The organism is Pontibacillus chungwhensis (assembly GCF_030166655.1).
GTDB lineage: Bacteria > Bacillota > Bacilli > Bacillales > BH030062 > Pontibacillus.
Map to the genome: position 1 here is coordinate 2,495,993 of NZ_CP126446.1, position 22,886 is coordinate 2,518,878.

Sequence of the window (22,886 nt, forward strand, 5' to 3'; positions counted from 1 at the left end):
CCTCCTTATGTACGTACATTCCATTTAGGACGTTTAGCATGTGAGAAAAAGCTGTTTCGTCTCTTACGCGCTTCCATTCGTTCCCGGCAGAATAAATCCGCTGCTTCTGAGGTTGGAATATGATGAAGTTCAGCGTATTGATAGATTGATAGTAAAGAATCGTAAATGCTCTTTGTCTTCTGTAAGACACGCTCTTTACTAGGTTCATATAATTCATCTGCCACCTGAATTAATCCACCACTGTTCACAATATAGTCAGGGGCATAGAGAATCCCTTTTTGATGAAGCATTTGTCCATGGCTTTCATCTAGAAGTTGATTGTTAGCAGATCCAACAATCCCTTTAAACGAAAAGCTTTCAATCGTAGAATCATTAATGATTCCTCCAAAGGCACATGGCACAAATACATCCGCGTCTACCCGGTAAATATCTTCTCCCCTTACAACTTGAACAGTTGCATGATGTTGGTTTGCCTTATCAATGAGTTGGTCAATTGCATGTTGATTAATGTCCGAAACATATAAGTGAGCTCCTTCTTCTACAAGGCGAGCCGCTACTTTACTTCCAACCTTACCCAACCCCTGTATCGCATAGGCTTTTCCCTTCATGTCATCCGAACCGAATAAAGCTCGGTTAGTAGCCTGAATCCCATATATCACACCGAGCGCTGTTGGAATGGAAGAATCTCCGCTTCCGCCATATTCTTCAGGCACCCCCACGATACAATTGGTCTCTTTTAACGAATGGATAAAATCCTGAGGCAATGTGCCCATATCAGTTCCGGTATAGAACCTTCCATTTAACGATTCGACAAATTGCCCAAATGCTCGAAATAGTTCAGGAGATTTATCTTTCTCAGGATCTCCGATAATGACGGACTTCCCTCCGCCAAAGTCGACATCTGCTGCCGCACACTTATAAGTCATCCCTTTCGATAAGCGAAGTACATCCTTAAGAGCTTCATCCACACTTTCATAAGGTTGCATACGACATCCGCCAAGGGCCGGGCCTAATGTGGTATCATGAATCGCTATAATAGCCTTTAACCCTGTTGCGGGATCGTTACAAAAGACGACTTGTTCGTGCTCTGTGAACTTCTCAAACAAATCCATCTCTCCCACCTCTTTGTGGTTCATATTTAAATCAGAAAGCGTTTTCATTTTTAGGCGTTTGACACCAGACTCGCTTCTATCCGTTCCGCAATTTGTTCTTTAGGTAGAATCGCCTGTGTCACTTCCCCCTTCCCTATGATTCCTTTTTCATTTCGAGCTTCAACGTCTGTGATCACTAAGTGATTCTTTAATGCCGTAACAGTAGCCTTAACCGTTACCATTGTACTAACAGCAGTAGGAGCAACATGTTTCACGGTAACTGAGGCTCCTATCCCTTCTTCATGATCTTCTAAGTATGGCAGTATAATCTGTCTGGCTGCCCATTCCATATGGTAGACCATTGATACAGTAGAATAAGCAGGGTGTACGACTCCCCCTTCAAATTGAGCAACCATTTCAGATGTAACTTCGGCTGTAATTTCAGCCGTCTGACCTATGACTAAGCCTTCCTTCATCGTCCTCCTCCTCTACTAAGATAATAGAGCACGGTCGTTTACCATTTGCTCTCCACGAATTTTCTGGAATTCTTCTAGGAGCGCTTCAACCGTAAGCTCTTTCTTCTCTTCCTCTGAAACTTCTAATATAATCTGTCCCTTATCCATCATAATCAGACGGTTTCCAAGATCGAGCGCTTGCTGCATGTTATGAGTTACCATAAGAGTTGTCAGATGATATTTATCTACAATCTCACTTGTTAGATTTGTAATAAGTTCAGCCCTTGACGGGTCTAAAGCCGCCGTGTGTTCATCAAGAAGAAGAATGGAGGGCTCTGTAAATGTTGCCATAAGGAGTGACAATGCTTGTCGTTCCCCTCCGGATAACAAACCCACCTTTGCGTTCAAACGATCTTCAAGACCTAAATGAAGACTTTCAAGAGATTCTTTAAAGAACGTTTTTCTCTTTTTTGTAACGCCCCTTTTAAGGGTTCTTTTTCTATTTCTCGAGTAAGCGATAGCCAAATTTTCTTCTATCGTCATCTCCGGCGCTGTTCCAGCCATTGGATCTTGGAAAACACGCCCAATTAGTTTCGAACGTTTATATTCCGGATAAGGTGTTACATCTTTATCCTGGATGGTTACCGTTCCAATATCAGGTGACATTGCCCCTGATATTACGTTCATGAGCGTTGATTTCCCTGCACCGTTACTTCCAATTACCGTGACAAAATCACCTGGCTTTAAAGACAAATCAATGTGTTCAAGAGCAATTTTTTCATCAAGTGTTCCTTCATTAAAGACTTTATGAACGTGATTTAGTTGAAGCACCGTTACTCATCCTTTCCGGCTGATGCCATTTGGACCGCGGCCATACGTTCTGCGTTTTTCTTTTTCTTTAGCTGGCGAGATTTATAATTATCAATAACCTTTGGCAATACAAGCGCAATGATTACAATACATGCCGTTACGAGTTTCATATCACTAGCTTCTAGGAATTCAGCTTGCAATGCTACAGTTACGACAATGCGATACACGATAGCTCCTCCAACCACTGCAAGGGTTGTACGGGCAATTGACTTCGTTCCAAAGAGCGCTTCTCCGATAATGACAGAAGCAAGCCCAATAATAATCATCCCTATTCCCATTCCAACATCAGCAAATGACGTTAACTGAGCAATTAACGCTCCGGAGAAAGCGACAAGTGCGTTGGAAAGGCCTAGACCTAAAATAATAAATAAGTCTGTGTTCGCAGAGAAACTACGAATCATTTTCTTGTTATTACCTGTTGCACGAATGGCAAGACCCACTTCTGTTTTTAGGAAGCGATCCGTAAGCCATTTAATGAAGAAGGTCACAACAATCATGAAGAAGAAAATACCCCATGTACTCGGTAGGTAACCTTCCCAGCCTACCATGTTGTATAAAGCGTTAAATGGTTCATTGAGACCAAGGCTGTCCCACCAACCAGATACTACATCAAGACTAGACTCCTGGTTAAGCAAAGCGACGTTTGGTTTCCCCATAATCCGGATATTGATTGAATAAAGAGCAATCATCATCAAGATCCCTGATAATAAAGGGTTAATCTTACCTTTTGTATGAAGGATACCTGTTACACACCCTGCAAGGAACCCAGCGATAAACGCTAGAATTGTCGCAAGAAATGGATTGTATCCATTAAATATTAAAATCGCAGCAACGGCTGCTCCCGTAACAAAACTCCCATCAACAGTTAGGTCAGGGAAATCTAACACACGGAAGGATAAATAAACACCAAGCGCCATAATCGCATAAATAATTCCAGATTCAAACGCACCAAAAATCGCATAAGGCACAATGATCACCCTCTCTCGTTTTCATAAAAGGGCCCAGTGCGCTAGTTAACTTAGTTCACTGGGCCACCTGGACCAATCTTTACTCTACAAATTCAGCTTTCTCTTCCCATTCTGATTTAATTTCTACACCTTGTTCCTCAGCAGCTGTCTTGTTCATCACAAGTTTTAAATTGCCTGGCACTTCTGGTGCAATGGAGGAGATTTCTGATTCACCTTTTAATACTTTGGCTGCCATCTCACCTGATTGATAGCCGATATCATAGTAATCAAACCCATAAGCGGCAAGAGCCCCACGTTCGACTGAGTCAAACTCTCCTGCTACGACCGGAATATCTTGATCGTTTGCTACAGAAATAACGGACTCTAGAGCAGAAACTACAGTATTATCCGTGATTATATAGAAGACATCCGCTTTTCCTACAAGTGCTTCTGCTGCTTGTTGTACTTCTGCTGAAGTCGATACAGATCGTTCTACAATTTCTAGGTCTGTACCTTCCATCGCTTTCTTGACAAGATCAATCTGAGCAATCGAGTTTTGTTCACCAGAGTTATAGATCATACCAACTTTCTTCGCTCCGAGCTCATTGCTAATAAAGTCTACTGTACTAGGAATCGCTTCTGGGTGGTTATCGGTAGTGCCTGTGATATTATCCCCGGCTTCCTCCATAGATGATACAAGTTCAGCCCCTACAGGATCCGAAACAGATGTAAAGATAATAGGGATATCCTTTGTTGCATTGAGCGCTCCCTGAGCACTTGGTGTCGAGTTCGCAAAGATCAAATCTACTTGATCCCCTACAAAATTAGTAGCAATCGTTTGGTTATTAGACTGGTCTCCTTGAGCAATTTGAAGGTCATATTCTGCGTTTACCCCAGCTTCTTCTAACGCTTTCTTAAACCCTTCAAACGCTGCATCAAGAGATGGGTGTTCTACAATTTGAGTAACCCCTATCTGATACGTTTCTCCATTAGAGGACTCATCCCCGGAAGTGTCTTCAGTACCCGCTGTATCATCCGCATCACCACTCGCGTCCTCAGTACTATCGTCAGATCCACAAGCTCCTAACACGAGTAAACTCCCTAAGACCACAAGCATCAACAACCAATTAATCTTTTTCATCGAACTCCCCTTCCCATTAATCCCTTAATTATTATGTAAGACTCAGATGTTTGAAACCGTTTACATTTAATCTCTAAAAAAATGGTCGTCCGCGAATTGTATGATAAACAATACAGACAACGTATTTATAACGTAATAGTATCGGACGCCTATCTATTTGTCAATAAATTTTCAAAAAATTAAAATTACTCACATAATTTAGAGCGAAAAAGCCTCACTCCCAACTCCCCCTCATTTAAAAGCCGCTATTATAACCACAACTAAACACCAAAAACTTTCTTACGTCATACACTCCCCAACCTCTTTCACACTCTAAAGTGAAGATGCGTGCCTGACACGCTTCACCTAACTAAAGCAAACAAAAAACAGACGAGCGATTCGCTCATCTGTTACTTTGTTTCTGGTTTAGTTAAGGAATAGGTTTTGGACAAAGATTGAAAGCAGCCCGATGCTTCTTCCATCATGGATTCAAAAAGTTCTTGAACTGTAGGAAGATTGTGAATCAATCCGGACACCTGCCCCCCGTTAATAAAACCTTGATCCAGCTTCCCGTCTAAGGCCCCTAACTTATGATAATATTCGGAAGTCAGACGATTAAAGTCGTCTTCCTCGATCCCCTTCTCTTCAAGTGTAAGCAATTGTCCGGCATATGGTGTTTTCATCACTCTTCTTACTTTCCCAATGCTACGGCCAACAATGACCGTTTGAATGTCATCCGCTTTTAAGAGTGCTTCTTTATAGGAGTTGTGCATGGGTGAATCAGAGGTTGCAATCAGTCTCGTGCCCATTTGAACCCCGCTTGCTCCAAGAGCTAGAACTGCTGCTAACCCGCGACCATCACCTATTCCACCAGCTGCCACCACAGGCACAGATACTGCGTCTACAATCTGAGGAATCAACGTAAGGGTAGTCGTTTCAAAGTTTGAATTAATCCCAGCTGCTTCATACCCTTCAGCTACTATCACATCTGCGCCCGCTTCTTCAGCTTTTTGTGCCTGACGTTTAGAAGCCACCACAGCAATCACCTTCACACCATACTCCTGAAAGTAAGGGATGAATGGAGCTGGGTTTCCAGCCGATAATGAGACCACAGGGACCTTCTCCCCCACGACTAACTCAATCATTTCGTCTCTGTAAGGAGTTACATTTAAAGGAATGTTTAACGCGATCGGTTGCTTTGTACGTACTTTTAAATCTTTTAGAATCCTTTTTACTTCGTCAGGTTCCATCGTCCCAACTCCAACTGTTCCTAGACCTCCTGCTTCACTGACTGCAGCAGATAACTGTGCATTACTCACATTCCCCATCCCACCTTGAAGAATAGGGTATTGTAAATTTAAAACGCGACAAAGATCATTCATTCCATTCTCACCTCGTTACAGAAATGTTATACTATTCATAAAGTTAACACAATTCAAGGAGGAATGGAATGCTTTATAAATACGGGAACAACTTCCCAATTGTTGATCGAAGCGTATTTGTAGCTCCTGGTGCCCATATTATTGGGGATGTTACGATTGAAGAAGAATCATCTGTATGGTTTAACGCGGTATTAAGAGGAGACGAAGCTCCTATTCGAATCGGGAAAAGAACAAGCATTCAAGACAACTCCACTTGCCACCTCTATGAAGAATCTCCTTTACAGGTCGGAGACGAGGTTACGGTGGGTCATAACGTCATCCTCCACGGTTGTACAATTGAAAATCGAACAATTATAGGGATGGGATCAACCATTCTAGATGGCGCTTTAATCGGAGAAGAGTGTATCGTCGGTGCCAATTCCTTAGTCCCCCCTGGTAAATCCTTTCCTCCACGCTCCTTAATACTTGGATCACCTGCAAAAGTCGTACGAGAGTTAACAGAGAATGATCTTGAACTCATTCAACAATCAATAGATGCGTATGTACAAAAAGGACAACAGTACAAAAAACAAATGTAATAGCTCCCTCGCCCCTGTTAACAAATTAGAAGCCAAAACTGCTCTTAGTTTGGCTTCTTTGTTTTTATGACCGTTATAATTGATAAGGTTTAAGAACTTTTTATCCCCTCATAGTTATCCAGCAGCTCTCTGACCTTTATACCATTTATTGTCATCCCTTCGATCTGACTATCCTTTATAGCCACATCTCTTAAATCGCATTGCTCAAATATACTTGTATGGAGATCGCATTCTGTAAAAGAAATAGACTTCCTATCTTCTCCTAGATCCGTGTGCCAAAAACGAAGGCCGCCCATAGAAACAAAAGAAATCGTGCTATCTTCTAACGTTAAATCAGCGAACATAGTCTTCCTAAAGTTAATGTTTTGGTAAACAGACCCGCTTAAATTGCAATTATGATAATGGCCTTTCTCAATGTTGCTGTTACTCACAGAAATATTAGAAAGATTGGCCCCATACCATTCCGAATGGGCCTGATCTGAATATTCTCTCACAAGTCCATTACCACCACCGGACATATTTTTATGAATTCGCTTTTCATAACAACATTCTTCTTCTGTTTCAAACACCTTGTTATACCCGCTCTTCTCATAGAAATGTAAATTCCCTATTTGACGACGAGATGTCTCAAGCTCCCAGACCCGAACTCCATTATGTTCATCTTCTATAAAGTTCATAACTTTTCTCCCTATCCCCTTACCTTGCTGTGAAGGATCAATGAAAATCCGATCTATCCTTCCAAAAGATCGCCCCGTAAGAGTCAGGATTACACCACCGACAATATCCTCATCCCTCATTACTTTATACGTATGTAAATGATGAATAGAATACATCATACGATCCACAGATCCATACCCAGGCGGTTCAATGTTGTAATCCTTCTCTTCCTGCTCACCTGTGAGCCATTTCCTCGACTCCTTATCAAAAGCTCGTTTCATAACATTTCTTAAATCAAATGCATCCTCTGGCCTTGCCATTTCAATCGTAATACCTTCCATTTGTATACCCTCTTTTCTTAATTTCGCTCTTTCCTATTATTTCAAACCGACAAATAATTAGCTAGATTTATAGAAAGTGCATAACAACTTACCCCCTTACGTTCCTTCTGTCCTATATTTTATAAAAATAGCATTTAAATGTGTTTTTCTTGTTTAGATTTGTATAATTCTGGCTATATAACTCTGTGTAAACAAAATTACCAATTAAAGGAGATGAATGAACATGGCTGATCGTTACAAGACAGGAGAAAAGGTACCAGAAAACGGTACGTATGAATTTGATGGCCTTGCTGACACGAATGGAAATGGGACACCAACGGAAGATGAGAAGCACGTAAGTTTAGAAAGTGGCGAAACATTCCCTCCTCTTCGCTCAAGCAAGGAAGCAGCTTATTGGAAGAAGTCTAACTAAAAAGAAGTTGTAGGATCCGTATTTTTTCAGTTTTGAATAACTGTCCGCCACACATGAATGTTTTTTTAGGATAATAAACCACACCTTCAGCTATAAGGGCACACCGTTCCTATATAGTTGCAAAAAAATTCTTAAAGGAGAGTATTCTGATGGCTAACCGTTACAAAACAGGAGAAAAAGTACCTGAGAATGGCACGTATCAGTTTGACGGATTAACGGATGGACGTAAAAGTGCAAATCCGACCGAAGATGAGAAACATATTAGTTTAGAAAGTGGACAAACGTTCCCTCCTCTAAGTTCGAGCAACGCTGCAGCTTACTGGAAGAAATCTAACTAAGCGAGATATACACAAAAACCCCTGCCTAACTAAAGGTAGGGGTTTTCTCGTTAAGTATTACTTTGTCTCTGTATAAGGATGGGGACACATCCATTAAACTCCTATTCCATTACTCATTCCAGGGCGCAACCAGTTCAACTTTTATGCGATCAGGGTCTTCAAAATAAACGGCATAGTAATCTTCTCCACCTGCGTACGGGTGTTGATCTTCATAGAGGATCTTCATTCCCTTTTCCTTCAGCGCTACTGTTACTTCATCCACCTGTTTCCTAGAACATGCATGAAAAGCTAAATGATTCAAACCTACACGACACCTGTGATAAGAAATATCCAAGAAACGATCTTCCGTTTGTACAAAGACAAGATAGGTGTTTCCTAGTTTATAACTCACTCCACTATCCCACTTCTGAAACGGTTCATATCCCAACTCGTTCAGAAACCAACCCCAGAAATCGGTGGTTTGTTTCAGATCGGATACATATAGTTCAATATGATGTAGCAGTCCTTGTTGTGACAACAGAATCCCCCTTCTCTAGTACAGTATGCGGAACCCATCCTACGACGCCTTCCTTTTTAATTAACGAATAGCCTGTCTTCGAATCGTCCACTAAGGAGACATAGTCTCCCTGGCATACGTTCAGTTCATTTCCAGAAGCATCACCGGCCGTTTTATACAGCCCGTTTTCAGTCTGAATGATCATTTCATTTTTTACGTATAACCTGTTCTCTGATGATTTATGTAGACAATGGGTAAAGTCTTCACCCTTACTTATGATATCTAATTCGTAATCTGGATAAGTGATAACACGTGAAGGTTCGGACTGAGCTTTATACGTTGTATGAATACGTATTTTAGGTAAGTGATCAACTGATTGATAGGTAAACCTGTCCGTCTCATCCTCTTTGTGAATGATAAACGCATTTAGCTGACCACTTTTTTTAATCACATTTCCTCCATCTATACTAATCACCTTTAGCTCGTGATCCATGATCGGATTATGTTGTAATAACTGTTTAGAATAATTGACCACAGGCCAATGCCCAACCACCACATACTGGGGAGCCAGATGACCTTTATCCATAAAGGAATAATCCTTAATCGCATGGGATCTTTTTGTTTGACGCCAATTCGTTTTATACTCGAGAGCCGCATGAACAAAAATATAATCTTTCGTTTCAATAGCTGTTGGCAATCCTAGTAGCCAATTCATTTCTTCTTGGAAGTGTGCCGTTAAGAATTTTTGAATATCCTTAATATCTGTATCCTCCGCTATTTCAACCTTTAAAAAGCGGAGCCACTCGTTTATTAATGACTTCTCCCTCTGAAGCAAATATGGAATAATGTTCTGATTGTGATTTATGATTTCATGGACAAGCACATCACAATTTCCCTCTGTCACATAAACATGAGGGTGAGACTGCTGTAACTTCATCACAAATTGTACGACCGCCCAACTATTGGCCCCTTTCTCACACAAGTCACCATTAATAATTAAGTAATCTTCTTCATTAAAGCCAACTTCTGTCAATAAGTCTTGCAAAAGTTCTGCTTCCCCGTGAATATCAGATGTGACAATTACTCTTTTACCAGATGGGATGTGTAATTCTTGAATCTTATCCACTTTTAATCTCCCTCCTCCGTTTCTTTTTATGTCAGCTATGAATGTCTCTTGTTCTTCCTGCCTTTCCATATGGCATTCATGAGCGTAAGGGAAACAACTACCCATAGAACTGGGTTACTTAAAGATAGCCCACTTGCAGATTCACCACCTAACAGAGTAAATAAAAGAAGAAGACTAACGATATAGATGGTCAGCCCTATTTCCCATAAAGGAAGAATCTGACTTCCCTTTTCTCCAAGAAAAATACTAATGACGATTAGTAGCCCCCAACCGATTAAAAGTCCCCACTTAATCCATATTGCCCCATCTACGCTCGATAAAAAGTAGTCATAGATTAACATGCCCGTAAGAATCGGAGTAAAAATAATCTCAGCAACCTTATCCCATTTCATCGTCCCCGGCCTCCCCCAACATGGATCACTCTTTACTAGATTCTATTGATCTTCATGATCCCCTCCTATTAAATGACAATTTATGCTAATCCTAAACAAAAAAGACCATCCTTGATTAGGATGATCTTTCCTACCCTCTATGCCTTACGCACTATTCATCACATGAAGTTCCCCTGTCGTTAAATCAATGCATTCGATACTAGATGGCTTCCTTTGAAACATATGTTCACTGCACAAGATGGCTTTCTCTTTATAGTCTTTAAGCATTTGAGTACTACACTCCGCAAAGAATTTTCTAAATCTTACTTGACTGTGATCTTGCCCAATAATCGTATGATCTAAGCGAAAGCTCTTAGCGTTATGCGGGTCCACCCCTTTCCACAACGGACAATACCAAGTGTGCTCGTCTTGGTAAATGTCTAGTTGCTGCAGGAGATGATCAACGATCTGAACAAAAGCAATATAATCACAACCTGATTTAAAGAACGTTTCCTTCCCTTTTTCTTGTTGATGCTGATACACAATATGTAAAACAGATGATGTCGTTCTCTGTTTAGCAGGCAGTAAATAAAGTTGATAAACAATGTGGTTTACGAAATTTTGGTATTCTTTATTCATTTCACCACTCCTCTCCTCTTTAGCTATAGTATTTCACAATTGAAAATAATTATCAATATCAATTAAAGGTTGACTGTGAGAATGTTTATCAATTATAATCAAACCTAATCTCTGATAATGATTTTCATTTAGATCTCTAATGAAAGGAGTTTGGTTATGGAATACACATGGATTGTTACAAAGTCCTTTGAACATAAGATAGATTGCTTTTGTTCCGGGGAGCCTCATACAAGTAAGATTCCCTTTCAAAAAGGAGATCGAATAGAACTGACAGATGAGGTGAAAAATGTGGAACCAATGGGATGGTATGTCCGGATTATTATGAACCAAACCTATCAGGTCTTCGTCCATATTGACGACCTTGAAGATTTTTACGAACACCATCTCATCCAATCAGAAATGGACCTCGACTTACAAAGGAACTACTATCAATATAAAGTTAACACCGCACTGGACGAATGGAACCAGGACCAATTTTCACACTATGTAAATAAGCTAGAAGAAGTTCAGGATGTGCTCACTACATCATTTACTAGAATCCCATCTTAAAGGAGTTGACCACGATGGCAAATATCCTCATAGCGTATGCTAGTATGTCTGGAAACACGGAAGAAATAGCTGACCACATCATGAGTGTATTAGAAGATTCGGGTCATTCAATCACTCTAGAGGAAATGGACGAATTGAACCCACAAGATCTCTTAGATTATGATGCGGTTTTATTAGGTTCTTACACTTGGGGAGACGGAGATCTTCCTTATGAGGTAGAAGAATTTTATGAAGAAATGGAAGAAGTCGATTTAAATGGACTACCAGCCGCTTCTTTCGGATCAGGGGATACGTCTTATCCGAAGTTTTGTGAAGCCGTCAATCTGTTTCAATCACGCCTTGAAGCATCAGGTGCATTCATTTGTCAGGAAGGATTCAAGATTGAAATGGCTTTAAATGTAAAAGAAGATTATGAGCGTTGCACCTCATTCACACGTCTCTTTGAAGGGAAAATGACAGAAAAGCTCCAACTAGCTACATAAAGAAAAGGCAATGCCGTCTAGCATTGCCTTTTCTAAAAGTATCTTTGACACGTTGCACAATAAGGGTCCCCATTTCCTCTCTTTTGTTTTGCACGGCAAGTCGGACATTGTACATAAGCACTATTGCTATTCGTAACCCCAGCGAAACCACCTCGGAAGAAACCTTTCATTGCCACTTCAACTTTGCCTACCAATAGAAATGCAATTCCGATGGAAGACCCTAGTAATATACAAATGAGTAAAATCGTCAAGATCATCACTCTCCCCGTTATCCACGCTACCAACAAGTCGAAAACGCTTTCCTATCTCTCTTTAGTCTATCACAAAGCATCCATTTTTTTAACTGTTGATTCGTTATAAAATTTGGCCAATCAGACGTTTGCTTCATCTTTCAACGTGATACGCCTACTAATAAGGAGGGGTAAAATGAAAAAGACGGCCGCGTTTATATTAACAAGCTTTTGTGTTCTTACGGGGTGCAAGGATGCTCCCTCTCAAGAAGACCAATCAGCAACTGCGGAACCAATGGAAGAACAAGAGAATGATCCGCAGAAGAAAGAATCACCTACAATGGATTCAGAGAAAGACAATCAAAGCCATCCAAAGAACACATCTGATTCGAGTGAGAAAGAAGAATTAACAAAAGAAGAAGCCACTAAAGTCGTTCAGCAATATGAACAAGCGATCTCCCATACCATAGACGTTATGCAAGATGATAACCCTGATAATGACTATACTTCTAAAGAAGAAATAAAAAAGTATTACACAGATTCGATGACAGAAGAACTAGCGGCTTCAAATGCAGATTCTTACTTCTGGACAATAGAAGGACAGTTTGAGGTAAAGCCTCGCGACGGCGGAATTCAATTACAAACCGATCAGCCCTATACGTTCAATCAACTAGAAGAAGAGAAATATGAGCTTGTTCAGGAAAGAGATAATGAGTTGTTTAACCATGTGAAGGCGCACTTCATTATTGTGCGAGAAAACGAACAATGGGTAATAAAAAAGGTTTCAAAAGAAGAATTAGAGTAAGAAAGCTAGCACTTTGTGCTAGCTCCCCCATTACAAAATCTTAGTTCGAATTTCTCTCTCCTTTACGATGTGGTAGATCTTTGTTCATATTGTCTTGTATGAACATCCATCAACACGATACAAGACAGAAAGTCAGCCAACGCTTTGTATTCTTGTTTCATAGAACGCTTGCTTACTCGTTTCGAAACAGGATGCTCGAATAGAGACTGCGCCTCAAACGGAATGGCCATGTACAGTTTATCTTGACTAAACGTTAGATAAATGGGGTTGCGTAACGTTTTACGGGCTTTTAAGATTCCTTCCATCAGTTGATTTGTTATCTTACCTTCCACACTCCCCTCTACTGAGTGTTCTACAATATAGGCACGATCAAAGGTGCTATTTCCTGTCTTCAGTCTTTTGTATCTTCTGCGCCGGTCTACATACCCCCAAAGGGCATATCCTCCAAAAAGAACGCTGCACACGACCAGGGCGGCTATAGAAATCATTTGAGCTTTTTGAGTAGCATGTTCCCCCGAGGTATCGAATGAAGAATAAACAAACGCTCCCGATATAAGAATGAACAGAACATAGAAAAAATAACGAACTTTCATCATCCAGTAACGAAGCTTCCGAACGGCTCTCCTTGGTGTAAAGCGTCTTGTTATCCGTTCTCTGAGGATGATCTTCCCCCTGATATATTGAGGTTGTGTCAGCTTCATGACGATTCCCTCAAACGTCGGGACCACGACTCGCACATACTTTGTATGTTGATTTTGTCTATTGTATCTTAATTTCTTCCCCACTTTCTTCGTCAGAATTTCACTAAATTGAAAACGTGTCTTTCCGATCTTTCCTTTGACATGATCTTCTGTATAAAATTCATTCACATCAGAGGATAAGAGTGGGAGGACTTCTGACTCCAAGAGTTCACGCCGGTCGACACACCCACCGTTCGAATCAAATGTGAGCGTATCCCGTGTATCGACTCCAGAAGAGTTGAGTAGCCCCTGATTTCGGTATTCCTTGTTCGCTTCTTCAACAGCATATTCCATCATTGTATGCATGAGGGTTTTGTATTTTTCTGTGAATCTCTCCTGTGCTACACTTCTTTCCTGCACCCAGACAAAGGGCAGAACAAAGATCGGAAACAAGGTCCCAATAATAATTGGAAATATGAAATGAAGTTGCAATAGGTAAGTCACCCCGGCCAGAATCAGACCCCATATGATTAAACCCTTACTACTCTTCTTCAGCATCCTTCGTTTGGCAAGACTCCATTCGTGCTTCCGAACTTTCTCTGCTTGGTCTATATCTATTTGATGATCTCTTTCGAACTCTTTGTAGTTCTCAATATGTATTGGTATTTCTTCCATATTCATCCCTCCCACTCAAAAGTGTACGATAATTCTACCTGAAAGTTCCAAACCTTTTCAGAAACAATACTTTTATACTACCTTTAAGAAGGATATGTATGTTTCCGTTCGATTCTAAAGAGTGTAAGGTGGTTCGGGGAATCACTGGCTTTCCGCGGCGAGCTGGGAAGGCACCTCGCTCGCGTTGATCTCTAAGTGGTTTTCCCTATGCTCTCTGCCGCAGGAGTTTCGCGATTTCCTGAACCACCTTCTCCTATATGGAGAAGCGGAAACAAGCTTTATGTCAAAATCTTTATCTTTCAAAAACGGTAAGATTCAAATTCTTTATGAGAGATAGTAAATGGAATTTCTCTACATATAAAAAAGCCTTGCCATATGGCAAGACTTCTTTTATACATGGTCGGGTTCGGCCTGATGAGAAAAGAATAAGTAGAGAAGGCCTAATCCTATAAAGGTGAGCAATACATACTGGATTGAAGCAATCACTAGAGCAAGGCCAACAATCGTTACAAGGCTGGATGAAATTGCTCGTTTCTGACGGGCCGTTCCGACTCGGTAGCCGTGAACAATAGAAAGGACAACCGTTATAGCGATTAACGCCCCTCCCAGTACAAAGGTTCCGTCCGTTTGTGATGCATCGAACACGGTGACAACCCCGATCATAAATCCCGTTATATCTACAGTCGATGTACTTTGGTCACCATACGCATAGTGAGTGCTAATAATGGATAAGAATAATAGTCCTGTAAACATCACTACATATGCGTGCCCCATAGAAACAGCTAGTAAGAGCATAACCAATAGAACGATTGATAGCACTCTCGTCCCCTTGAATGTAAATTTACTTGCAAGGTGTACCATAGACATCACAAACAGAAACCAGATGATGGTTAAAGGAATGGTCACATAATGAAGAGATATACCCTCATGTAAGGAAGGGAAGAAGATCGTATTGAGTTGAATGTCTCCGAATACAGAAACAATTAAAACTGCAGAAAGCCTCCCGATCCTCCTGCCTCCTTCACCAATCCATGAATAATTAGACCCATAATCTGTTAGAATTAGAACGAGTCCTGCTACGATTACAGGAACAGAAGAAAAGCCTTCAGGACCTATTAGAAGTAACCCTACGGTAAAACTAAGCCATAAGACCACACTACTCGTTATTCTAGGGTTTTTAAGGAGTTTATCACGGTAAGTAAGCCAGGAAACTTGTTTGTAAATAAAAGGAATTAAACAACACAAAACGACTACCAGATTCAACACTGCACCACCTTCTATAAAAGATTACGAGCACAAATTCTCTTACACATAACTGGTACTTAATAACTATGTATCTATTGTAACCCGAAACCTTTTAAGAAGTCTTGTGTTCTTTGTAAATTTTATTTAAATTTTCTGTTAATTAAGAAAGAAGTGCATGTGTTAATCGTTAATGATCGAAGCAACCCTCTCCACATCGGAGGAACTGATTCCGGCAAAATGGGAAGTATCTCCCATAACAATCCCCCTTCCCTGCTCCGGATCTAACCAAAGGGAATAAGTGAGAGTTTCTCCATTTTCAAGAGAGAACACTAATTGATAGTCAGAAGGTGGCAAGTCTATATTTTTATCTTGTTCCTTTACTTGTTGAACAAGTTTAATCAGGACGCCTGCTTCATCCTTTTCACCGGTAATTTCTTTAACCATTGTGTTGGCTTCACTTTCGATGTTTATGTAAACCTTTACCTGGTCTACTTTGATTCCATTCAACGAAGTGCTGCACCCTGTTACAACAAGCAACAAAAAAATCATTAGAACAAAAAAGTGCTTCTGATGAAAATCCCTCATTCCTTTACCCTCCTTTATTAATTTAGAAAGAAACGTTCTGTTGAGAAAAATCGTTTCGCTCAGAAGGGATAAACACTTTGAACAGAAGGAAAAGTGCCAATATGGCTCCAGCACCTGCTAAGATTAAGCAAACGACTTGTAACGTAAACCACTGAGCGAACAAACCAAGTAACGTCGTTAACAAGATCTGAATCACCCCTTGAACCATATTGGCTACACTTCCGAACCGCCCCATAAGATTTACGGGGACCGTGTTCTGAAAGTACGTCGTATAACCCGTGTTCGCAAACGCCATAAAAAAGCCCAAAAAGATAAAAGCTACTGTCGCTGTTAGCATATTATAAGAAGAGTAGAAAAACACATATCCTACAGAGGAAAGTAAAATGCCTCCACTTAAATACATTCTTGTAGACAGTTTATTTGCTAAAATCGCCGCTACACTTCCTCCGGCTAACGATCCAACCGCGGTTATACTGACAATCAACCCATATTTCTGGTCAGATAATTGAAGATGTTGTTTGATATATGTCACTTCTTGAGAATCAAGGGCGAATCCTACCATCATGGCACCCTGAAATAACAAGTAGACTGTAATGAAAAATGGAGCTTTTTCAGCAAAAGTTCTCAATGCTTGCCAATCCTTCCTAATGCCTTTCCACGACATCGGTTCGCGTACTTTCCCCGTTTGATCCAAATCGTCAGGAAGAAGGAAGATCAAGAAGGCACAGATCAGGAATGTAATACCGTTAATTATAATACACAGTTCTGTACCCACCATCATAATCAGCACCCCTGCTAAACCAGGACCAATCAGAAATGCTCCTGAATTTGTCATTCCTAAAAATGAATTGAACCGCTTCCGTTTCGTTTGAGGTACAAGTTTTGTTATGTATACAGAAGAAGCCGGACCAAAAAATGCTCCAATCATATGAATAATTAGAATCAACCCATAGATTCCCCATAGCGAGGATAGCAAGGGAATACAAAAGACGAGGGCACCCCTTAGGATATCAACCATTACCATTAGCTTTCGTTCGTTCACCCGGTCTACGACACTACCTGACCACACATTCATCAATAGAACGGCGATAGGCTTTAATACATAGAGACCCGCTACAGCAGCAGGTGAACCTGTAAGATCTAAAATCAACAGGTTAATAGCAATTAAATAAATCCAGTTTCCTAAAAAAGAAATTCCAACCCCTGACAGCAACAACAACGGATTCTTCCAAGCCAGTATCTTCACCTTACTCAGAAGTAATCCTTATCAGATTTCCATCTGGATCAGCTATTTTGAAACCCCTCATTTCCCATGGGTACGACTGAATCCCCACTACAACAGGATAGTCCGCTTGCTGAAATCGCTCATATACCGTTTCAAGTCGATCAACTACGATAATCATCTCAGCTCCGTTCCCTTTACCGTGTGCCATTCCATTTCGACTGAAGTAGTTTCGCTCTTCTTGCTTCTTATTAAGCACCTCTTCTGAAGTTAACAAAAGTGAGAAACAATCATAATTGAATCGTGCAGCACGCTCATTCTTCCCGTATAGCTCTAACCCTACGAGATGTTGATAAAAGTCTAAAGATCTTTCTATATCTTTGACATAGTATTCCATCCTAAATAAGATACTCATCCTATCTTCCTTTCTATGTTGTTAAACTAGCATTCTAATCCTTTTTCATTAAGCGGATATTGCTTTTACCATCCACAGCTCCTATTGTAGAAGATTGCATCCCTACCCACTTCTACGAAAGGATATATTTCCCTCCTCTAACTTGCATATTTTAGACTCCATTAAAATAAAATTTGACAAACTCCACCAACAGCCGTACTATTATTCTTAATTTCATACGTGATGCAATGACGGAACAGAGTAGGATAAATATCCCTGTTACAGAGAGTCGATGGTTGCTGTGAATCGACACACATATTTATGTGAATTACTTTCCTGAGCTTCTGATTGGAAACCGAGCAGGTAGTAGAATCAGACGGTAAATCCGATATCTTGTTAAGTGGAAGATGAGTTTAAGCTCATTCTTTAACTTGGGTGGTAACGCGTGATAGAAGCACGTCCCATGATTGGGGCGTGCTTTTTTGTATGTTAAAAGGGGGATGGATTATGAAATTTGTGAACCAATTAAACAACAATCAACAAATGGAGCTACAAACACAGTTCGAAGTATTATCATATGGAGTGGAACGAATCGTTCCAAAAGAAGAGTTAAAAGAAAAAATCGCAAAGTCGATCGTAAAAAAGCAACCATTGAAAGTAAAATTAGGTCTAGATCCAACTGCACCTGATGTACACTTAGGCCATACGGTCGTATTAAATAAACTGAAGCAATTCCAACAGTTTGGACATAGGATCCAGCTTATTATCGGGGACTTCACCGGTAGGATTGGCGATCCCACTGGGAAAGACACAGCAAGAAAAGCCCTGACAGATGAAGAAGTACAGCATAATGCGAACACGTACTACGAACAATTCGGGAAAGTCATTAACATGGAAAAGGTAGAACTTCACTACAACTCCAAATGGTTATCCACCTTTGATTTTTCTAAAGTTCTTGAGTTAGCAAGCACGGTAACGGTCGCCCGCATGTTAGAAAGAAACGACTTCCACAACCGTTACAAATCCCATAAACCGATTTATCTTCATGAATTTTTCTATCCGGTTATGCAAGGGTATGACTCTTATGCATTACAATCAGATATAGAACTCGGGGGAACCGATCAAGAGTTTAATGTCCTCTTCGGGCGCCAAATTCAGGAACACTATGAGCAAGAGAAGCAAGTCGTCTTACTTTTGCCACTGATCGAAGGTCTCGATGGTGTTGAGAAAATGTCTAAATCGAAAGGCAATTACATCGGAGTAGACGAAAGTCCGAACGACATATTTGGTAAGACCATGTCCATTCCAGATGGGTTGATTGTGAAGTATTTTGAGTTAACGTCAAACCTCTCCATCGAGGAAGTCTCGACGATTAAATCAATGCTTGAAAATGGCACCCTCCATCCGAAAGATGCAAAAGTTCGTCTCGCTCATTCCTTAGTAGAGTTGTTCTACAGCAAAGAAGAAGCGGATCAAAGCCAAGGAAATTTCGCTAATGTATTCGGTAAGAATAAGATGCCAGAAAATATGCCCGAAGTTATTTGGGAGCTCGAAACAAGTATCAGCATTATTGACTTAGTGAAAGGGTTGAATTTATTGCCTTCTAAAAGCGAAGCCAGAAAGATGGTCCAAAATGGTGGTGTCCGCATCAATCAGGAAAAAGTAATGGATCCTTCACAAATGATAGAAGTTGTTGATGGAATTGTCGTACAGGTGGGAAAGAGGAAATTTGTAAGGCTTAAAGTGAACCCCTAAACCTTACTAAATATTTGTCCCCTCTCTCCCCTATGCATACCTAAGACATTGGACTATTTATAAATCAGGCCAGTCCCCTCCCCTCAATGCCTATACCTCTTTATACTTTTTGGAATATACATAGTAGTACATGTCTAATAGAAAGGAGAATACCATGGCTACTGAAGTGTATGTTCCAACCGATTATCCCACAATCCAGGAGGGGATTGATAATGTTGATCCAGGGGGCACCGTTTATGTTGAAGCAGGCTTGTACACACCCGCAGCTTCTATCACCATTACTAAACCTGTTACGATATTAGGTCCCCAGGCCGATGTTGATCCAAGACCCATTTGCTCGACCACAAGAATCCCTGGTGATCCGACTACAGAAGCAATTGTGGATGGGGGTGGTGCACTCTCGAATATATTTATCATCCAAGCCGATGATGTGACCATTAATGGGTTTGAAGTTCGTAACGGTAACGGAGATTTAATATATTCACCTGTTCCCATCAAGTTTCGACCAATTGTAAGTTACAATATTGTTCACAATAGTCTTACTGATGAAGGAATACAATTACGCGCAATAAGGGATGGATTGATTACCTACAACCATGTTTATGATACAGCAGGAGATGCCATAAACGTTTGTTGTGGATCTACCAACAACACCATAAGCTACAATGAAGTAAACAACATTCGATCCGGTAATGCTGCTTTGTATTTTTATGAAGCCAGTGATTTCATCATAGAACAAAACATTGTTCACGATGTTCGTATTAATGACGGAATTAAGCTCGGCGACAGTGGGGATGACAATCTAACAGGAGGTGTGATCCGTAATAACATCGTTTACGATGTCGCTCAGGATGGAATCACTCTTCGAATGAGTAACACCCTCATTGATGGAAATGAAATCTATAACACCAGAAGTGACAACGGTGCCATCTATATTGACGGGCGGCCTGACTCAATTTCGATTACGAATAACTGCGTTCGCGATAATGGAGAACCTGGTGGTTTAACTTATGGAGTCCGCATCGGCAAAGATGGAAACCTTCCAACCAATGTACTTGTTACAGGCAACAACATTTTTAACAACATTGCCGGTGAGCTTTTTTATAATTCATCGATTCCACCTGCTCTCGACGCAGAGGACAATTGGTGGGGGGATGCTTCCGGGCCGCCTCCAGGTTCAATTGTAGGGAATGTAGATTACTTCCCCTTTCTTACTGAACCTGCGCAAGTTTGTAATCCTAACATTTTATGTCCCGATGATATCATCGTTTCAAATGATCCTGGCCAATGTTCAGCGGTGGTTAGCTACGAGGTCACAGCTAGAAGTAACGATTGTGGCATAGTCGAAATAACTTGCAACGGAAACACTCAGACTTTCTTTCCCCCTCAACAAGAAGTGACGATCACCGAAGAAAAAACGTTTATTGTGGGAACCACTGATGTTACCTGCACCACAACAAATGCCAGTGGGGACCAGGGTGAATGTAGCTTTAGCGTTACTGTAAATGACACAGAACCACCCGTTATCACCTGCCCTGCTGATGTGGTAGTTGGCGTTGGCCCCGGCGAACCAGGGACAATTGTGAATTTCCCGAATCCAACAGTAACCGATAACTGCCAGGGAGCAACAGCAGACTGCACTCCTTCCTCAGGCGACTTCTTTCCTGTAGGCACAACCCCTGTAACCTGTACTGCCACAGATGCATCCGGAAATAAGAGCCAATGTACGTTTAGCGTCAGAGTAGCCCAAATCAATCAACTGAGTGCGGACGTTCTTGTTCGTATTACGAATGAAGTCGATGTCACCGCCCCTATCACACTTGAGCTTCCAACAGAACTTCCCTCAGATCAACTAACGTTTACCCAAAACAACGTACCACCCTCATATTGTATAAATGCTAATAAAGTATATGATTGGATTGTGTTCTGCTCTACTGAACGAGTAACCATTCCTCTCCCAGATGAGTGTATCGTGGCCATACTAGATTGCCAAAACGCCGGCCAAACGATTACAAAAACATGTCGAGTACTATCTGATGAAAGTACTTTTGATATTGTGGGTACTATTCAACCATTTCCACAACAGCCTGAACTAAGTATAGTGCCAATCGAAATCTCAGTCCCTATTATTCTTACCTATCGCTGTAATAATGAATGTATCTGTACAGTTGAAGCTATTGTGACAACCCATGATGAAGTTATCGTTTGTTATCCGGAGGACACATCATTTGAAGCAAGGGTTCGTGATGGCTCATGCAGGATCATTCGTGAAATTGAAACAATGGATTAAGTAGTCAAAAGTTAGAGCTTTTTTTACAGTTCTAACTTTTGATTGAGGTCAGCGGGACAACCTATTTACCCAAAGCCTTCCTTTCACTGTGCAAACGTGTCTTCCATCCATGCCTCAAACGTTTCTTTTTCTTCTATTTGCGGATAATGGGCCGATTCTTCAAATCTGACAAACCCCTTTTCCTTTGCTTTAATCGTGTCAAAGTAGTCTTTAGCCGCCGCAGAAGAAGTCTGGTAATCATAATCTCCCATTATAAAATAAACCGGAACGTCCAAATTTGTAACGATTGAAGGCAGAGGGTGTTCAAATACTTCCGGCAGCAATGCTTCTTGAGAGATAGAAATTCCCCTCAGGTAGCGAATCACGTCCATTAAGTTGTATTCGCTACTCCACATTTTCCCAACCAGGTTCTTATCAGGATTCTCAATCTTCCTCGTTGCTCCTCCATACTTCATAATAGATCTTCTCGGGGTTACAGTCTCTCCGCTATACACCGGCATCTTCACATCTTGGAGCGCTTCCACCACCTCCTGGTCCCCCGCAGCTTTTGCCTCCTTCATTGCAAAATTCCAACTCTCCACCTCACTTTTAACGACATCACTCATTTGTCCAATACCAACGTAGGCTTCAAATTTCTCTGGTTCTTTAGCGGCAGCTTGCATAGCAATATAAGTACCATAAGAGTGCCCAACCAGAATGACTTTCTCTTGCTCCAGTCGATCTGAAACATAGTCGGTTAATGCTAATAAGTCCTCCACTAGTACCGAAGAAGATAAATTCGAATAGTCCTCCAAGAAATGATAAGACTTTCCTGTTCCTCTCTGATCATAATTCACTACAGTGAATTGATCTTCTAAACCGCTCTGATAAGCATCTGCATAGGTTAATTCGGAAGAACCAGGCCCGCCATGCACAAAAATAACCACAGGATGGCCTCGGTCTTGCCCACGTATCATAATTTCATGACCAGTCCCATTAAGATTGACTTGTTCTAATGTACTGATACTGTTATCACCTTTCACTTTTGGAGTCCAGGTGGGGAAGAATAGGGCAACGATTATCAACATAATGGAAATCAATCCAACCAAACTCAGGGTTTTGACCAACACTCTTTTGTCTTTCATATGATCACCTCCACATCCAATTTTTAT

25 protein-coding genes and 1 other annotated feature are annotated in these 22,886 nt (G+C 40.9%); of the genes, 8 read left to right on the forward strand and 17 right to left on the reverse strand.

The window, feature by feature from the left end; genetic code table 11:
- Window positions 1-5 precede the first annotated feature (5 nt).
- The 6 genes from QNI29_RS12975 to QNI29_RS13000 all read right to left on the reverse strand — a co-directional run bounded on the left by QNI29_RS12975 (window position 6) and on the right by QNI29_RS13000 (window position 5,865).
- Entirely contained in the window at window positions 6-1,136 is a 1,131-nt protein-coding gene (locus QNI29_RS12975; protein WP_284526492.1) for a Leu/Phe/Val dehydrogenase, read from the reverse strand.
- Window positions 1,137-1,162: 26 nt separating this feature from the next.
- On the reverse strand, window positions 1,163-1,567 hold the full coding sequence (locus QNI29_RS12980; protein WP_231416931.1) for a thioesterase family protein: 405 nt from the start codon (window positions 1,565-1,567) through the stop codon (window positions 1,163-1,165).
- Window positions 1,568-1,582: 15 nt separating this feature from the next.
- Entirely contained in the window at window positions 1,583-2,377 is a 795-nt protein-coding gene (locus QNI29_RS12985) for an ABC transporter ATP-binding protein (protein WP_231416932.1), read from the reverse strand.
- Between the two features lie 2 nt (window positions 2,378-2,379).
- Window positions 2,380-3,333 (reverse strand): ABC transporter permease, encoded by a 954-nt coding sequence (locus QNI29_RS12990; protein WP_255688310.1) that lies wholly within the window; start codon window positions 3,331-3,333, stop codon window positions 2,380-2,382.
- Between the two features lie 130 nt (window positions 3,334-3,463).
- Entirely contained in the window at window positions 3,464-4,504 is a 1,041-nt protein-coding gene (locus QNI29_RS12995) for an ABC transporter substrate-binding protein (protein WP_231416933.1), read from the reverse strand.
- A 389-nt stretch (window positions 4,505-4,893) separates the two neighbouring features.
- Window positions 4,894-5,865 (reverse strand): NAD(P)H-dependent flavin oxidoreductase, encoded by a 972-nt coding sequence (locus QNI29_RS13000; protein ID WP_231416934.1) that lies wholly within the window; start codon window positions 5,863-5,865, stop codon window positions 4,894-4,896.
- A 68-nt stretch (window positions 5,866-5,933) separates the two neighbouring features.
- Here QNI29_RS13000 and QNI29_RS13005 point away from each other — a divergent pair, with 68 nt between their 5' ends.
- Entirely contained in the window at window positions 5,934-6,443 is a 510-nt protein-coding gene (locus QNI29_RS13005) for a gamma carbonic anhydrase family protein (RefSeq protein ID WP_231416935.1), read from the forward strand.
- Window positions 6,444-6,532: 89 nt separating this feature from the next.
- Here the strand turns inward: QNI29_RS13005 and QNI29_RS13010 are convergent, their stop codons facing one another.
- Window positions 6,533-7,441, reverse strand: a complete 909-nt coding sequence (locus QNI29_RS13010; RefSeq protein ID WP_231416936.1) for a GNAT family N-acetyltransferase — start codon at window positions 7,439-7,441, stop codon at window positions 6,533-6,535.
- Between the two features lie 223 nt (window positions 7,442-7,664).
- Between QNI29_RS13010 and QNI29_RS13015 the strand changes: the two genes are divergently transcribed.
- Together QNI29_RS13015 and QNI29_RS13020 are read left to right on the forward strand one after the other, a co-directional pair.
- Window positions 7,665-7,853 carry a YjzC family protein gene (locus QNI29_RS13015; protein WP_207527502.1) on the forward strand — a complete coding sequence of 63 codons (189 nt, stop codon included), beginning with the start codon at window positions 7,665-7,667 and terminating at the stop codon, window positions 7,851-7,853.
- A gap of 149 nt (window positions 7,854-8,002) precedes the next feature.
- Window positions 8,003-8,191, forward strand: coding sequence for a YjzC family protein (locus tag QNI29_RS13020; RefSeq protein ID WP_231416937.1), 189 nt, complete (start codon window positions 8,003-8,005; stop codon window positions 8,189-8,191).
- Window positions 8,192-8,300: 109 nt separating this feature from the next.
- Here the strand turns inward: QNI29_RS13020 and QNI29_RS13025 are convergent, their stop codons facing one another.
- The 4 genes from QNI29_RS13025 to QNI29_RS13040 form a co-directional block, all read right to left on the reverse strand.
- Window positions 8,301-8,708: a VOC family protein gene (locus tag QNI29_RS13025; protein ID WP_231416938.1), complete on the reverse strand. Its 408-nt coding sequence runs from the start codon at window positions 8,706-8,708 to the stop codon at window positions 8,301-8,303.
- Window positions 8,677-9,813: a metallophosphoesterase gene (locus QNI29_RS13030; protein WP_231416939.1), complete on the reverse strand. Its 1,137-nt coding sequence runs from the start codon at window positions 9,811-9,813 to the stop codon at window positions 8,677-8,679. Before QNI29_RS13030 ends, QNI29_RS13025 begins: the two co-directional genes overlap by 32 nt.
- 35 nt (window positions 9,814-9,848) lie before the next feature.
- Window positions 9,849-10,205, reverse strand: coding sequence for a hypothetical protein (locus tag QNI29_RS13035; protein WP_231416940.1), 357 nt, complete (start codon window positions 10,203-10,205; stop codon window positions 9,849-9,851).
- Between the two features lie 144 nt (window positions 10,206-10,349).
- Window positions 10,350-10,823 (reverse strand): hypothetical protein, encoded by a 474-nt coding sequence (locus QNI29_RS13040; protein ID WP_231416941.1) that lies wholly within the window; start codon window positions 10,821-10,823, stop codon window positions 10,350-10,352.
- 156 nt (window positions 10,824-10,979) lie between these two features.
- On the opposite strand from QNI29_RS13040, the gene QNI29_RS13045 reads away from it, so the two are divergent.
- From QNI29_RS13045 to QNI29_RS13055, 3 genes are all read left to right on the forward strand, one after another.
- The gene (locus tag QNI29_RS13045; RefSeq protein WP_231416942.1) at window positions 10,980-11,372 is read left to right on the forward strand and encodes a hypothetical protein; all 393 of its coding nucleotides are present in this window, start codon (window positions 10,980-10,982) and stop codon (window positions 11,370-11,372) included.
- A 14-nt stretch (window positions 11,373-11,386) separates the two neighbouring features.
- Entirely contained in the window at window positions 11,387-11,854 is a 468-nt protein-coding gene (locus QNI29_RS13050) for a flavodoxin (protein WP_231416943.1), read from the forward strand.
- A gap of 426 nt (window positions 11,855-12,280) precedes the next feature.
- Window positions 12,281-12,889 carry a hypothetical protein gene (locus tag QNI29_RS13055; protein ID WP_231416944.1) on the forward strand — a complete coding sequence of 203 codons (609 nt, stop codon included), beginning with the start codon at window positions 12,281-12,283 and terminating at the stop codon, window positions 12,887-12,889.
- 62 nt (window positions 12,890-12,951) lie between these two features.
- Here the strand turns inward: QNI29_RS13055 and QNI29_RS13060 are convergent, their stop codons facing one another.
- The 5 genes from QNI29_RS13060 to QNI29_RS13080 all read right to left on the reverse strand — a co-directional run bounded on the left by QNI29_RS13060 (window position 12,952) and on the right by QNI29_RS13080 (window position 17,693).
- Window positions 12,952-14,244: a DUF3137 domain-containing protein gene (locus QNI29_RS13060; protein WP_231416945.1), complete on the reverse strand. Its 1,293-nt coding sequence runs from the start codon at window positions 14,242-14,244 to the stop codon at window positions 12,952-12,954.
- 390 nt (window positions 14,245-14,634) lie between these two features.
- Complete coding sequence (locus QNI29_RS13065) at window positions 14,635-15,510, reverse strand: hypothetical protein (protein WP_231416946.1); 876 nt, start codon at window positions 15,508-15,510, stop codon at window positions 14,635-14,637.
- A gap of 159 nt (window positions 15,511-15,669) precedes the next feature.
- Window positions 15,670-16,074, reverse strand: coding sequence for a YhfM domain-containing protein (locus QNI29_RS13070; RefSeq protein ID WP_231416947.1), 405 nt, complete (start codon window positions 16,072-16,074; stop codon window positions 15,670-15,672).
- A 22-nt stretch (window positions 16,075-16,096) separates the two neighbouring features.
- Entirely contained in the window at window positions 16,097-17,320 is a 1,224-nt protein-coding gene (locus tag QNI29_RS13075; protein WP_354665906.1) for an MFS transporter, read from the reverse strand.
- A gap of 1 nt (window position 17,321) precedes the next feature.
- On the reverse strand, window positions 17,322-17,693 hold the full coding sequence (locus tag QNI29_RS13080) for a VOC family protein (protein WP_231416948.1): 372 nt from the start codon (window positions 17,691-17,693) through the stop codon (window positions 17,322-17,324).
- Between the two features lie 236 nt (window positions 17,694-17,929).
- Window positions 17,930-18,157 (forward strand) — a binding site (T-box leader).
- A gap of 37 nt (window positions 18,158-18,194) precedes the next feature.
- Here QNI29_RS13080 and tyrS point away from each other — a divergent pair.
- Together tyrS and QNI29_RS13090 are read left to right on the forward strand one after the other, a co-directional pair.
- Entirely contained in the window at window positions 18,195-19,445 is a 1,251-nt protein-coding gene (tyrS, locus tag QNI29_RS13085; protein ID WP_231417586.1) for a tyrosine--tRNA ligase, read from the forward strand.
- Window positions 19,446-19,599: 154 nt separating this feature from the next.
- Window positions 19,600-21,735 (forward strand): HYR domain-containing protein, encoded by a 2,136-nt coding sequence (locus tag QNI29_RS13090; RefSeq protein ID WP_231416949.1) that lies wholly within the window; start codon window positions 19,600-19,602, stop codon window positions 21,733-21,735.
- Window positions 21,736-21,818: 83 nt separating this feature from the next.
- Here the strand turns inward: QNI29_RS13090 and QNI29_RS13095 are convergent, their stop codons facing one another.
- On the reverse strand, window positions 21,819-22,859 hold the full coding sequence (locus tag QNI29_RS13095; protein WP_231416950.1) for an alpha/beta fold hydrolase: 1,041 nt from the start codon (window positions 22,857-22,859) through the stop codon (window positions 21,819-21,821).
- Window positions 22,860-22,886 lie beyond the last annotated feature (27 nt).

Coding starts and splice junctions, on each gene's coding strand:
- QNI29_RS12975 (WP_284526492.1), bottom strand. CDS start 1,136: ATGAACCACAAAGAGGTGGGAGAGATGGATTTGTTTGAGAAGTTCACA.
- QNI29_RS12980 (WP_231416931.1), bottom strand. CDS start 1,567: ATGAAGGAAGGCTTAGTCATAGGTCAGACGGCTGAAATTACAGCCGAA.
- QNI29_RS12990 (WP_255688310.1), bottom strand. CDS start 3,333: ATGGCGCTTGGTGTTTATTTATCCTTCCGTGTGTTAGATTTCCCTGAC.
- QNI29_RS12995 (WP_231416933.1), bottom strand. CDS start 4,504: ATGAAAAAGATTAATTGGTTGTTGATGCTTGTGGTCTTAGGGAGTTTA.
- QNI29_RS13000 (WP_231416934.1), bottom strand. CDS start 5,865: ATGAATGATCTTTGTCGCGTTTTAAATTTACAATACCCTATTCTTCAA.
- QNI29_RS13005 (WP_231416935.1), top strand. CDS start 5,934: ATGCTTTATAAATACGGGAACAACTTCCCAATTGTTGATCGAAGCGTA.
- QNI29_RS13010 (WP_231416936.1), bottom strand. CDS start 7,441: ATGGAAGGTATTACGATTGAAATGGCAAGGCCAGAGGATGCATTTGAT.
- QNI29_RS13015 (WP_207527502.1), top strand. CDS start 7,665: ATGGCTGATCGTTACAAGACAGGAGAAAAGGTACCAGAAAACGGTACG.
- QNI29_RS13020 (WP_231416937.1), top strand. CDS start 8,003: ATGGCTAACCGTTACAAAACAGGAGAAAAAGTACCTGAGAATGGCACG.
- QNI29_RS13035 (WP_231416940.1), bottom strand. CDS start 10,205: ATGAAATGGGATAAGGTTGCTGAGATTATTTTTACTCCGATTCTTACG.
- QNI29_RS13040 (WP_231416941.1), bottom strand. CDS start 10,823: ATGAATAAAGAATACCAAAATTTCGTAAACCACATTGTTTATCAACTT.
- QNI29_RS13045 (WP_231416942.1), top strand. CDS start 10,980: ATGGAATACACATGGATTGTTACAAAGTCCTTTGAACATAAGATAGAT.
- QNI29_RS13050 (WP_231416943.1), top strand. CDS start 11,387: ATGGCAAATATCCTCATAGCGTATGCTAGTATGTCTGGAAACACGGAA.
- QNI29_RS13055 (WP_231416944.1), top strand. CDS start 12,281: ATGAAAAAGACGGCCGCGTTTATATTAACAAGCTTTTGTGTTCTTACG.
- QNI29_RS13060 (WP_231416945.1), bottom strand. CDS start 14,244: ATGGAAGAAATACCAATACATATTGAGAACTACAAAGAGTTCGAAAGA.
- QNI29_RS13070 (WP_231416947.1), bottom strand. CDS start 16,074: ATGAGGGATTTTCATCAGAAGCACTTTTTTGTTCTAATGATTTTTTTG.
- QNI29_RS13080 (WP_231416948.1), bottom strand. CDS start 17,693: ATGGAATACTATGTCAAAGATATAGAAAGATCTTTAGACTTTTATCAA.
- QNI29_RS13090 (WP_231416949.1), top strand. CDS start 19,600: ATGGCTACTGAAGTGTATGTTCCAACCGATTATCCCACAATCCAGGAG.
- QNI29_RS13095 (WP_231416950.1), bottom strand. CDS start 22,859: ATGAAAGACAAAAGAGTGTTGGTCAAAACCCTGAGTTTGGTTGGATTG.